Source organism: Halobiforma nitratireducens JCM 10879 (genome assembly GCF_000337895.1).
GTDB classification, from domain to species: Archaea; Halobacteriota; Halobacteria; order Halobacteriales; family Natrialbaceae; genus Natronobacterium; species Natronobacterium nitratireducens.
The window spans coordinates 1-12,143 of sequence record NZ_AOMA01000125.1 but is presented as its reverse complement, the minus strand read 5'-3'; the positions used below and the strand labels follow the sequence as shown (position 1 = coordinate 12,143).

Here is a 12,143-nt window from a genome sequence, read left to right as displayed (position 1 = left end):
CTTACCGCCGATTGCCGACCTCGTTCTGTCGATCGATGGTAACTAGTTACAGCGATCCGTCTCAGGCGTCGGTCTCGAAACGCCGCTCGCTCGGCTCTTCTTCCGTGTCAGCTTCCGGTTCCGATTCTGGGTCGGTCGAGCCGTCCGATCCGGTTCGATACACCGCATACAGGATCAACACTGCGATCGTGAAGTCGACCCCGTGCTCGAGGAGGTGGTGAAACGTCATCGGTACGACCCCGAAAACCGTCCCGAGCCCGACCACCGATCGAACCACGAGCAGGCCGAGTACGACCGTCACGAGCAAGTACCGGATCGAGCGCCGGCGAGAATAGGCCACGAGCCCACAAGCAAAGAGGACCGCGGTTCCGAGCGCTGCTAACACGATGATCCCGAGCAACACCGGCGCGAGCTGTGGATCGACCCACTCGACCCGAAACGGACTCGTGTGATCCATCGTCCGGACTGTACGTCGGTGAGAACGCTACGTATGTGCTTCGGTCGGACGGAACGATCGGGTACGCTGTCCGACCTCGAGTCGTGACTCCCTTCCGCCTTTCACCCCCGATCCGCATACAATAGCCAGTAGACCGGTCATATGACCCGTTCCCAATATGCAGGAACGAGCAAAAGCCGTTATCAGTGTACCCGGACTAGACGCAGCTAACTGACTGGAATCGATACCAATGACCGACACCCGACGCCAGATCAAAACCCACGTGCAGGCAAACGCCGGCATTCATTTCAACGAACTCGTCCGGGAGTCCGAGTTCGCGCCGGGGCAGATACAGTATCACGTCCGTCGGCTGATCAGCCGGGGAGACCTCGTCCGTGAAGAGTTCTACGGCCGGACTCACTACTACCCGCCGGAGTACGACGACCGGGAACGCGCCGCGCTCGCTCTCTTTCGGCGAGAGACGACCAGGGAGATCGTCGTCTACCTGATCGAAAACGAACCCGCCGATCCGAGTTCGGTCGCAGCCGAGATCGGCATCGCACGCAGCACGCTCGAATACCACCTCGATCGGCTCGGCGAACACGACATCGTCAGGAAACGATACGACGAGAGCAACCGAGTCGAACTCGAACTCGTCGAGCCCGGACGGGTCGGGCGACTGTTGAGCGAGGTCGAACCCACAGTGCCCGACCGGCTGGTCGATCGGTTCACGCGGCTGATCGACGAACTACTCGAGGGATCGGCAGGCTCGAGTTCGCGGTAGCCAAAGTCAGTGACGGGTCGATCTCCCTGATCAGCGTGTTGAAAAGCGCTCCTTCTATAGCAACCACTGCAAGTCAGTGCACACCGACTCGCCAGACGGATCGGCGATCAGTGTCAAATCCGCAGTCGGTACAGCGCGAACGCTCACTTGGGATAACGCGCGTACGCTCGAGTGGCAGGCCGCCCGTAGGGTGGCCTGCGGAGGTGGGGGCAAGCCCAGCGTGTCCCGCCCGGGAGCTACACTGACTTCAGAACGCCGGCAGCCGACCGGCGACCGTCTACGTGAAGATGCCGATCTGTGACCGACGCTGGTCTGTGGCCAGTACACCCCCACGAGTTCAGTCGTGGGAGAAGTCGGGATCACTATTCAGTCGCTCCTGCTTCGAATTTGGAGCGCGTCGACGACGACAGCGAGCGATCCGGCGATCGCGGTCACGACGGCAGCGAACTCGAGCAGTGTTCGGAACGGTGATGACGTGTCGGCAGGCTCGCGGTCGTGGTCGTGTCCGGAACTGCCGTGGGACTCCTCTCTGCCGCCGTGATCGTGCTCGTGAGTCGAGTCCGCTTGCGCCGAAACGACGGTCGTCTCGATCCACTCACTAATGTAGGTACCATCGGGCGCGCCGGTGATACGAAGCTCCCAGTCGCCGGCGTCCGGGAGCGGCTGTACCGTCGCGTACGTACCGTCGTCGGTCTCCTCGAGTTCGAGTTCGATCTCCGTGCCCTCCCGATCGCTCGCCAGCAGCCGAACCGGCTGTTCGGATTCGATCGGCGTCTCGTTCTCGAGAAAGCCGATCTCGAAGACGGTCGGTTCGTCGCTTCGAAGCTCGAACGAGTCGTCGGTCGAGTCGGCCACAGCCGGAAGCACCGTGAGTTCGACGAGCACGTCGTCGTACTCGTACTCGATGGTCGCCTCGATCGGTTCGTCGCCGTCAGCACCGACCCCCGCGACCGCGGCCGTCGGCGCGGAGGTGAGAATCCCCGAGAGCAGCAGGACGACGACAAGCAGCGTGACCTCGAGTCTGACGGATCGAGCGATCCGGGAAACCCACGGCTCCCCCTCGTTTCGCCCGCCGTCAGCACTCGTCGGGCGTGAGCCTGCGGTCGATTCCGTGGCGGTGGTCGACTCGAGCCGTCCCAGGAGGACGACCCTGGTGAGCCCGCCAAGCGCGAGTGCGACGGCAACGACCAGCAGTTTGACCACCAACACGAGACCGTAGACCGTCTCGGTGAGCCCGCTGGCGGTCGGGACGTGCCACGACGCGAGGACGAATCCCGTCGTGACGACGAACGTCACGCCGACCAGCGCGAGAACCGAGAACCGGCGAATCACGGCCGCGAGCAGGCCCGGTCGGTCGGCAGGGGCGGCCTCGCGAACCGTCGGAACGACGACGAACGCGAGGACTGCCAGCCCGCCGACCCAGAGACCAGCGCCGACGACGTGCACGAAGTCGACGACTGCCCCGGTCAGCCGGTCGATCGCGGTCGCGGAGTGACTCGTCCACGCGATCGTTCCCGCGACGGCGAGTGCTCCGAGACACGTTCCAGCGAGCGACTCGCGCCGTGACAGGTACCCGCAAACCAGTCCCGCGACGAGAGCGGCAACGCCGACGGCGAGCACTACCTGTAAGAGCCAGGCCCGTCCGAGCGGCGTCCCGCCGAACTCGACGATCGTCCCGACCGAGAGTGGTCCCAATGCTGTGCTTCGAGCGAGCCCGAGCCCGAGCGCGCCGACCGAGGTGAGCAAAGCAGCGCCGGCAAGCAGCGGTCCGAGTCGGTCGTCGGCCCGGTCACGTCGCTGTGGCGCTGCCCGAGCGAAGACGGGACCGACTGCGACGGCTGCGATCGCGGGAATACCGATCAGGCCAGCGACCCCGACGAGCAACAGTGACTTCGCTCCGGCCTCGAGCGGCGACATCGATTCGTCTTCTTCGCCGTCGTCACCCTCCTCGTAGGCTTCGAGGACGGCGTCACGATCGAGTGGTTCGTCGCCGACGGCGAAGAAGAACGATCCCGACGTGGTATGCCCGTCGTCGGCGAGGACCTCCCAGTCGACGGTGTACATCCCCTCTAGATCGGCGTCGTCCTCGCTCGCTTCGATCGGCACGCGGACGATCTGGCTATCCTCGGGGACGATCTCGGGCTCGCTCGAGACGATCTCACCGTCCGGATTCTCGATGGCGACATCGGCGTTGACGATACCGTCGCCGGAGAAGGAGAGAGTGATCTCGTCGGGCACGTCGTCGATCTGTTCGCCGTTTGCCGGGTCCGACTCGCTCAGATACGCGTGGGCTGTGACAGGGGTTGCGACGAGCCCGGCCGCAAGTACAACGACGAACACGACGAGAACCGACGCCAGTAGCGTCTTGCGAGGGGACGAATCGACGCCACTGGACGACGCGTGCTGTTCCATCGGCTACCGAAGGGTGCCCGTGTATCCGACGCCGGAATCGCCGACGAACTGGACCGTGTCGACTCCCTCTTCGACCTCGACGTGGTCGACGACCTCCTGTGAGGCCATGTCGACGATCGCGACGATCCCGTCGTCGTCCGCCGGGGAGATAAAGTAGCCACCGCCGGCCACGCCGCTACGGTAGAGGAAGGGCGCACCCTCGGGCCGGACGATATCGCCGATATCGACCGTTTCGACGATCTCGAGTGCCTCGACGTCGATGATCGACGCCTGATCGGTCTGAGTGTGGGCAGTGAAGGCGTACAGCGTGCCGTCGTCGGCCTCGTAGTACCGGAGCGCGTCCGGGCCTTCGTCGACGTCGACGACGCCGTGTTCCTCGCTGTCCGCGGTCGTCGCGTCGATGAATCGGATGCTGTTCCCGTCGAGGACGCCCAGCACCGTCTCGTCGGGGGAGAGATACATGCCGCCGGCGAAGTCGAGGTACTCGACGACCTCGTCGCTCTCTGTGTCGACGACGGCGGTTTCGTCGCCGTGCTCGAAGTACGCGAGTCCCGTCTCGGGCGCGTAGGCCTTGTAGTGGGTCCCCTCGTCTTCGTTCTCGAGTTCGACGTAGTCGGTTCGCTCGTAGGACTCGAGGTCGATGAGCAGTGTCGCAGGGTCGTTGACGTTCGTCGCGTACCCCATCGAGCCGAAGTCCTCGTGATAGAGGAGTTTGCCGTGGCCTTCGTTCTCGAGTCCGGACTCGACGATTTCGGTCACCTCGTGAGTATCGGTGTCGACGACGTAGAACGTCCCCTCCTCGTCGGAGTGGACCCACATTTCGTCGTCGTTCGGATGGTACATGTGGGTCGGGTTCGGCCCGATATCCACCTCGTCGACGATTTCGCGGGCATCGGTGTCGATGACGACTACCTGCGAGGGAGATTCCCGAACGACGTAGATTTCGTCGTACGCAGCCGTGATCCGTGGATCGGCCCAGCTCTCGTCGGAGAGGTCCTCCGTGATCTCGTCGACGACTGTTCCCTCCTCGGGATCGATGACTGCGATCGTGTTCGGGGCGAACGCGTAGACGAGTCCCTCGCTCCCGTCGGCGTCGTCCCCAGGTGACTCGCCATCACCGTTCTCGTCTTCGTCGGTGCTGTCTCCGGTGTCGGGTTCGCCCTCGTCCTCGCCCTCGTTCCCGTCACCGTCACCGTCACCGTCACCGTCATCCGAGAGACAACCGGCGAGAGCGATCACTGTTCCACCGGTCGCTACCTGGACGAACCGTCGCCGGTCGATCGAGTCGTTCATACGATGATGAGAGAGTACCCGCCATATTGGGGGTTCTGGTGCGATTGTAAAAAACGTCCCAGCAGACTCACGACGGAAGCAAGCGACCGGCCGCTCGAGCGAACGGTGGACGGTTTCCCGCGACCGTTTCCGTCACGAAAATAGCGAACACTTAGTACGGTGGCTTTCGACACACTCCACCATGGGATTCGACGAGATGGATGTCGACACGATCTGGATGGACGGGGAGTTCGTCGACTGGGACGACGCGCAGATCCACGTGCTGACCCACGGCCTTCACTACGGAAGCGGCATCTTCGAGGGTGCTCGATGCTACGACACCGCCGAGGGGCCAGCCATCTTCCGCTGGGAGGAACACCTCGAGCGGTTCTTCCAGTCCGCGAAGCCCTACGAGATGGAGATCGAGTTTACGGCGGCGGAACTCACCGAGGCGACCCTCGAGCTCATCCGCCGTCAGGATCTCGCTTCCTGTTATATCCGGCCCATCGCCTTCTACGGCTACGAGTCGCTGGGAGTGAGTCCGGGCGACTGTCCGACGAAGACCGCTATCGCCGCCTGGCCGTGGGGGACCTACCTCGGCGAGGACGCACTCGAGAACGGTATCGACGTGATGGTCTCCTCGTGGCGGAAACACGCCTCGAGCCAGATTCCGACCAACGCCAAGACGACTGGGTTGTACGTCAACAGCATGCTCGCTGGAGAGGAGGCACGCCGGAACGGCTACGCCGAAGCGATCGTTCTCAACAAGGAAGGCGACGTCGCGGAAGGCCCTGGGGAGAATCTCTTTCTCGTCCGGGATGGCGAAATCTACACGCCCGGGCTCTCGGAGTCGATCCTCGACGGCATCACCCGCGACACCGTGATCACGCTCGCCGAAGACCTCGGATACACCGTCCACGACAACGTTTCGATCTCCCGTGGCGAACTCAACACGGCGGACGAGTTGTTCTTCACCGGGTCCGCAGCCGAAGTGACCCCGATCCGCAAGGTCGACAACGTCGTCGTCGGCGACGGCTCCCGCGGACCGGTCACCGAAGAGATTCAGTCGACGTTCTTCGAGGTCGTCGAGCGGGAAACCGACGAGTACGACGAGTGGTTCCAGTACGTCTGATACTGCCGGACGAAACACTGCACACACCGATCGCACTCGAGACGTCGTCGCCTTCCGCGCCGAGCGTCGAGACGCGATCGGGTGTGTCCTGACTGTCGTCCAGTAGTACGAGCGTCTCGTACGGTCGCACTTGCACTCGCACTCGCACTCACACGCACACTCGTATTCGCGTTCGGTCCCCTACCTTTCGTCTTGCTCTGTATCTTCCTCGAGTCGCAACGGCTGTCGTTCGCCGTAGGTGAGCGTCCGCCAGACCCACTCGACCGGACCGAACCGGAACCGGTTCAGCCAGGCCACCGACAGCGGAATCTGGATCGCCCAGATCAGGACGACCACGCCCAGCAACTCGAGTCGGCTCAACTGGCCGAACAGCCCGAGCCCGTGGCCGTAGAAGATCGACGTTGCGAGGACGGTCTGTAACAGGTAGTTCGAGAAGGCGGTCCGGCCGACGGCCGAGAGCGCATCCGTCACGAGGCCGCCAGCAGCGACGCGACACAGCAACATGATGGCGGATACGTACGCGAGCCCAAGCAACAGCGATCCCCAGTAGTTGAACTGGTGGGCTATCAACAGCACGTACGCCGTATCCCAGGCGACCAGTTCCCGGTACCAGACCCCAGTCAGGATCAACGCGAGGCCGGTGGTGCTGCCCGCGACGAGCAGCCGTCGGTAAAACCGGCTACTCCGCTCGTTCGAGAGCACGCCCCACTTGTAGAGGGCCATGCCGACGATCATCAGCCCCCCGTAGATCCAGAACGACTCGAAGACGAACCCGACCGTCTGGAGCGTGAGCACGGTCGAGGCTCGGTTGTCCATCTGCTCGAGCCAGCCGCCCTGGTAGGTGTCGATTTCGTTCTGGATGTCGTCGGCACCGAACCCGACCAGGATGTCGTCCTCGATCTCCGCCTGGAGGTCGGCGTCGGCCATCGCGTAGCCGGCTCCACCGAGCAGATACAGCAGCGACGGGAGCGCGAACATGACGAGACCGAGAACGAGCAGGCGCTTCGGCGACCAGTGACGGACGAAGACGATGACGAAGCCACAGAGCGCGTACGCAACGAGGATGTCGCCGTGCCACAGCAGGTAGGCGTGGCCGAGCCCGATCACGAGCAGCCAGAAGAGCCGACGGAACTGGAGCCGCCGTGCAGGCTGGTTCTTGCGCTCTTTGGACTCCATGAACAGGACCACGCCGGCCCCGAAGAGAAACGTAAACAGCGTGACGAACTTCCGTTCGAAGAAAACGTGGCTGACGAACCAGGCCACGTAGTTGCCCCCGGAGAAGTCCCCGTACAACGTCGGGTTGAGCGCGCCGGCCATCGGCAGCCCGAACAGCCAGATATTGATGACGAGAATACCGAGTAACGCGAATCCTCTGAGCACGTCGAGACTCAAAATCCGATCCCCGGGATCGGTCGGACCCTGCGTCTCCTCCGAATCGGAGGTCGTCGCGTCGGCGTCGGGCTCGGGGGCGGGCGGATCGTCGGTCGTCATGGCGGGAGTGTGCGATCTTTCTTCCGCCGCCACATATAGGTTTACGAACTATCGGGGCGTGCTAACCGCCGGACATAAGCGGGCTAGTCGTCGTCCTCGGACCGTTTCACCGACCGCTCGTCGACGACATCGATCGGGACGCCGGCATCCATGCCGCGCCGATCCGCGTCGCCGAAGCCGGCACTCAACACGCGAGTCAGCGCGTCCTCGACGTCCTCGTCGAGTTCGGTGAATCTGTCGGGGTGGACCTCGAGGACGAACCCGGTCGTGATGTTCGGCGAGGTCGGCAGGAAGAGGACGTGTCGTCCGTCGTCGGTCGTCTTTCCGGTCTTGAACGCCGTCATTCGAAGCCCGTCCCAGACCTCGAGTTTGACCGGCGTCTGGAGCGATTCCTGTTCACCGAACGCCGTTTCGGCGGCCATCTTCGACGCGTTGTAGATGACCCGCATCACCGGCACGCGGTTGGCGACGTTGTCGACGACGCGTTCGACGAGGCCGCCGACGGTCGTTCGCATGAGATAGCCGACCGAGAAGGTCAGTACCGTCACGACGGTCAACACGATCAGCACGCGAAGCAGTTGGGCGAGTTCCTCGCGGGTCTGCTCGCCATCGATGAAAGTGAGTGCCTCTAGAGACTCGGCATCGAGGATGAGGTCGGGAGAGATCCCGGCCACGAGTCCGTAGAGCCAGTAAAGGACGTAAAGGGTCACGAGGATCGGGCCGAGGACGATCAGCCCGCTCGCGAAGTCCCGCTTCCACGAAGCCATGTAGGACAACTCACACCAGGGGATAAAGAGCGCTTTCCTTTATCGGCTTCGGGCACCGAAAAGCGGGATCATCGCCCCAGGATGGCTCGGAGCGCGAACCGGACGTTTTGCTTTCGCTCCATCATCCGGCGGTAGAAGTACGACAGCCAGCGATCGCCGTACGGAACGTACTGGTAGACATCGTACTCCTCGGCGAGTTCGTACTGTGTGTCGGTCCTGACGCCCATCAGCATCTGGATCTCGAAGTCGGTGCCGTACTCCTCGTGGAGGTCGATCGAGTGTTCGACGATCTCGGGGTCGTGGCTCCCGACGCCGATACCGCCCTCGAAGTGTTCGAAGGCGTACTCGAGTAACTCCTCGAGTTCGCGGTCGACACGCTCGCGGTCGGTGTAGGCCACGTCCGCGGGCTCGTCGTACGCTCCCTTGACGAACCGGACTTTCCCGGGCACGTCCGCGATCCGTTCGACGTCGTCGCGGGTGCGTTTGAGGTTGGCCTGGACACAGACCCCGACGCCACCGCCGTACTCGCGGGCCAGCTCCTCGTAGGCGTCCAGGGTCACGTCCGTCGTCGTGTGATCCTCCATGTCGATCCAGACGAAGACATCGCGGTCCTGTGCGGCCTCGACGATCGGGTCGAGTTCCTCGCGGAAGACCTCTTCACCGAGATCGAGCCCGAGCTGGGAGGGTTTGACCGAGAGACAGCCTCCCAGGTCGGCGTCCGCGATATCGTCGACGAGCGAGCGATACGCCGCTGCGTCCTGGCTTGCCGGCTCGCGATCGTCGTAGTGTTCGCCGAGCAGGTTGACGATCGCCTCCACGTCGCGCTCGTTGAGCGATCGGACGTGGTCGAGCGCCTCGGCGGGCGACTCCCCCGCGACGAACCGGTTCGCGATCGGCGGGATCATACGCGAGAGAAGGAACGCCAGTCATAAGGAATTTGGTATACCGGCGTCGTTCGTCGGCCGCCGATGTCGTCCACGTACGGACGGATTCGTGCCCAAGTGACGAGGTTCGTGACGGTCCCGACGAGAGACGTGACAGCCCACACGTCACGCAGCGCCAGCCGCGACCGGTAACTCAAAGCCCCGTCGGACGACACGCCCGATAGAATGAGCGAACGTTCGACCGACGACGGAACCGAGCCAGACATCGTCGTCCTCCGTGAAGGAACCGAGGGGCTATCGATGGCGGCGTACGCCGACGCCATCCGCGAGCGACTGCCGGATCACGAGGTCGTGCTCGCGCGGACACCCCGCGAAGAACGGGAACTCGTCGCCGACGCGTCGATCGTCACCGGCATCGGAATCGACGAGGACCTGCTCGAGGCCACCGACGGGCTCGAGTTGTTCGCCGCTACCTCCGCGGGGACCGAACACCTGCCGACGGACGCACTCGCCGACCGAGGCGTCACCGTTACCAACGCCGGCGGAATCCACGCACCGGGGCTCGCCGAACAGGCGCTTGGCAACATGCTGGTCTTCGCTCGCAGACTCCACGAGGGGTGGCGACGCAAGGGGAACAACGAGTGGCGGCACTTCCAGTCCCGCGAGTTTACCGGCAGCACCGTCACGATCCTCGGACTGGGCTCGATCGGACAGGCACTCGTCCAGCGTCTCGAGGGGTTCGAGGTGGAGACGATCGGGGTTCGTTACACTCCCGAGAAAGGCGGTCCGACCGACGAGGTCGTCGGTTTCGACGAGGCGGCGATTCACGACGCCTTCGCCCGTAGCGAGTACGTCGTCGTCGCTTGCCCACTAACCGATACGACTCGCGGGCTGATCGGCGAGGCCGAACTCGCGACGCTGCCGACCGAGGCCGTCGTCGTCAACGTCGCTCGCGGGGGGATCGTCGAGACGGACGCGCTGCTCTCGGCCTTGCAGAAGAACAAGATTCGCGGAGCCGCACTGGACGTGACCGATCCCGAGCCGCTGCCGAACGACCACCCGCTGTGGGACCTCGAGAACTGCCTCATTACGCCACACACCGGAGGCCACACCCCGAAACACTGGGATCGGATGGCCGACATCGTCGCGCACAACGCCGACGCACTCGAGACGGACGGACGGCTCGAGAACGTCGTTCAGTCACCGTAACTGTCCGTAACTGTCCGGAAACGACCGACCCGGCGTCGCAACCCGCTGTCGTTCCGTTCTCTCCACCCCGACCACGGTGATCGAAAACCACCGCAGGTTAAGACCCGTCAGTTCGTCCCGGCCGATATGACACTGCTCGAGACAGTCGTGATCGCGTTCTGGGCGATGTTGCCCGCCTACGTACCGAACAACGCCGCCGTCCTCGCCGGCGGCGGCCGCCCGATCGACAGGGGTCGCACCTGGGGAGACAAACGGGTGCTGGGGGACGGGAAAACCTGGCGCGGCACCGCCGCGGGAATCACCGCTGGTCTCGCGCTCGCAGCCGTGCTTACGCTGCTATCAGACGACGTCAGCGCCGCACTCGGGTTCGAACTCCCGGCGTTCGAGCCGCTCGCTGCGATCGGGTTGGCCGCCGGGGCGATGTTGGGGGACATTCTCGCGTCCTTCCTGAAGCGCCGAACCGGCCGCCAGCGCGGAGCGATGTTCCCCGGCGTGGACCAACTCGACTTCGTCGTCGTCTCGCTGCCGTTGACTGCGTTGCTTGCGACCGAGTGGTTCCTCGAGTGGTTCACCTGGGACGTGATCCTCGTGGTGGTCGTGCTCACGCCCGTATTGCACGTGACGACGAACGTCATCGCGTACAAGCTCGGGCTGAAAGACGAGCCGTGGTAGCGACTCTCCGACTGGGGAGTTGGCTATCCGCGGCCGGTCGGTAGTCGATCGACTGCTCGAGATCGCTCTCGATCGGGAGAACCGATTACCCCTCGCCTTTCTCTATCGGTGCGCGGATCAGGTTCCCCCACTCGGTCCAGGAGCCGTCGTAGTTGTGGACGTCCTCGTACCCGAGCAACTCGTGGAGTGCGAACCAGGCGATCGCCGACCGCTCGCCGACCCGACAGTAGGTGACAACCGTCTCGTCGCCGTCGATCCCCGCCTCGGCGTACAGTTCCTCGAGTTCGTTGGGGTCCTTGAACCGGCCGTCGTCACGCAGGTTCGTCTTGACGGGGACGTTCGACGCGCCGGGGATGTGCCCGCCCCGCTGGGCGGTCTCCTGCAGTCCCTCGGGGGCGATGATCTCCCCGGAGAACTCCTCCGGCGAGCGGACGTCGACCATCGGGATGCCGGCCTCGCGGGCCTTGTCCACGTCGTCCTTGTAGGCGCGGATACTCTCGAAGGGGCCGTTCGCGTCGTACTCCTGCTCGGGGAACGCCGGTACCTCGTCGGTCAGCGGGTACTCCTCGTCGACCCAGTAGTCTTTCCCGCCATCGAGGACGCGGACATCGTCGTGGCCGTAGTATTTGAACTCCCAGTAGGCAAACAGGGCAAACCAGTTCGGAATCCAGCCGTCGCCGTAGAAGACGACCGTCGAGTCCTCGCTGATGCCGTGTTCGCCGACCACGTCCTCGAACTCGTCTTTTTTCAGGATGTCGCGCTGGTCCTGATCCGAGAGGTCCTCGTCCCACTGAAGCCCGATCGCACCCGGGACGTGCCCTTCGTCGTATCTCGAGGGGAAGTCACTCTCCGCCGGTGATTCGGGGCTGTTGACCTCGACGATACGATACTCCGGATCGTCGGACTGAAACTCCTCGAGGTGGTCTTCGACCCACTCTGCCGAAACCAGAACGTCGGTGTCGTGCTCCATCATACGTAGTGTTTAGGTCGAATCTTTACCGGTAAGAGACGGCCAAATGTTTGGTTCGTTGATCGTGTTCACTCCTCGTGAGATGTAGTCTTTCAGCGCCGAGAGATCAGGGAC

The 12,143-nt window shown here is 63.7% G+C and carries 11 protein-coding genes; 4 read left to right on the top strand and 7 right to left on the bottom strand.

The genetic code is table 11. The features are described from left to right. Positions 1 to 61: 61 nt before the first annotated feature. Positions 62 to 457, bottom strand: a complete 396-nt coding sequence (locus C446_RS12320) for a DUF7471 family protein (RefSeq protein WP_006673439.1) — start codon at positions 455 to 457, stop codon at positions 62 to 64. 229 nt (positions 458 to 686) lie between these two features. Here C446_RS12320 and C446_RS12315 point away from each other — a divergent pair, with 229 nt between their 5' ends. Continuing rightward, positions 687 to 1,220: a winged helix-turn-helix transcriptional regulator gene (locus C446_RS12315; protein ID WP_006673438.1), complete on the top strand. Its 534-nt coding sequence runs from the start codon at positions 687 to 689 to the stop codon at positions 1,218 to 1,220. 366 nt (positions 1,221 to 1,586) lie between these two features. Here the strand turns inward: C446_RS12315 and C446_RS12310 are convergent, their stop codons facing one another. Together C446_RS12310 and C446_RS12305 are read right to left on the bottom strand one after the other, a co-directional pair. Then, positions 1,587 to 3,632 (bottom strand): copper resistance CopC/CopD family protein, encoded by a 2,046-nt coding sequence (locus C446_RS12310; RefSeq protein WP_006673437.1) that lies wholly within the window; start codon positions 3,630 to 3,632, stop codon positions 1,587 to 1,589. 3 nt (positions 3,633 to 3,635) lie between these two features. Continuing rightward, positions 3,636 to 4,925: a beta-propeller fold lactonase family protein gene (locus C446_RS12305; RefSeq protein ID WP_006673436.1), complete on the bottom strand. Its 1,290-nt coding sequence runs from the start codon at positions 4,923 to 4,925 to the stop codon at positions 3,636 to 3,638. Positions 4,926 to 5,106: 181 nt separating this feature from the next. Here C446_RS12305 and C446_RS12300 point away from each other — a divergent pair, with 181 nt between their 5' ends. Further along, positions 5,107 to 6,036, top strand: coding sequence for a branched-chain amino acid transaminase (locus C446_RS12300; protein ID WP_006673435.1), 930 nt, complete (start codon positions 5,107 to 5,109; stop codon positions 6,034 to 6,036). A gap of 180 nt (positions 6,037 to 6,216) precedes the next feature. Here C446_RS12300 and C446_RS12295 read toward each other — a convergent pair whose 3' ends face one another. The 3 genes from C446_RS12295 to C446_RS12285 all read right to left on the bottom strand — a co-directional run bounded on the left by C446_RS12295 (position 6,217) and on the right by C446_RS12285 (position 9,199). Beyond that, positions 6,217 to 7,527: a DUF418 domain-containing protein gene (locus tag C446_RS12295; protein ID WP_006673434.1), complete on the bottom strand. Its 1,311-nt coding sequence runs from the start codon at positions 7,525 to 7,527 to the stop codon at positions 6,217 to 6,219. 83 nt (positions 7,528 to 7,610) lie between these two features. Next, positions 7,611 to 8,294: a DUF502 domain-containing protein gene (locus C446_RS12290; RefSeq protein WP_006673433.1), complete on the bottom strand. Its 684-nt coding sequence runs from the start codon at positions 8,292 to 8,294 to the stop codon at positions 7,611 to 7,613. A 68-nt stretch (positions 8,295 to 8,362) separates the two neighbouring features. Then, positions 8,363 to 9,199, bottom strand: a complete 837-nt coding sequence (locus C446_RS12285) for a proline dehydrogenase family protein (RefSeq protein ID WP_006673432.1) — start codon at positions 9,197 to 9,199, stop codon at positions 8,363 to 8,365. Positions 9,200 to 9,403: 204 nt separating this feature from the next. On the opposite strand from C446_RS12285, the gene C446_RS12280 reads away from it, so the two are divergent. Beyond that, entirely contained in the window at positions 9,404 to 10,387 is a 984-nt protein-coding gene (locus C446_RS12280) for a D-2-hydroxyacid dehydrogenase (protein WP_006673431.1), read from the top strand. Positions 10,388 to 10,513: 126 nt separating this feature from the next. Continuing rightward, on the top strand, positions 10,514 to 11,059 hold the full coding sequence (locus tag C446_RS12275; RefSeq protein ID WP_006673430.1) for a CDP-2,3-bis-(O-geranylgeranyl)-sn-glycerol synthase: 546 nt from the start codon (positions 10,514 to 10,516) through the stop codon (positions 11,057 to 11,059). An 85-nt stretch (positions 11,060 to 11,144) separates the two neighbouring features. On the opposite strand, the gene C446_RS12270 is transcribed toward C446_RS12275, so the two are convergent. Beyond that, positions 11,145 to 12,032 (bottom strand): sulfurtransferase, encoded by an 888-nt coding sequence (locus C446_RS12270; protein WP_049920204.1) that lies wholly within the window; start codon positions 12,030 to 12,032, stop codon positions 11,145 to 11,147. Positions 12,033 to 12,143: the final 111 nt, after the last annotated feature.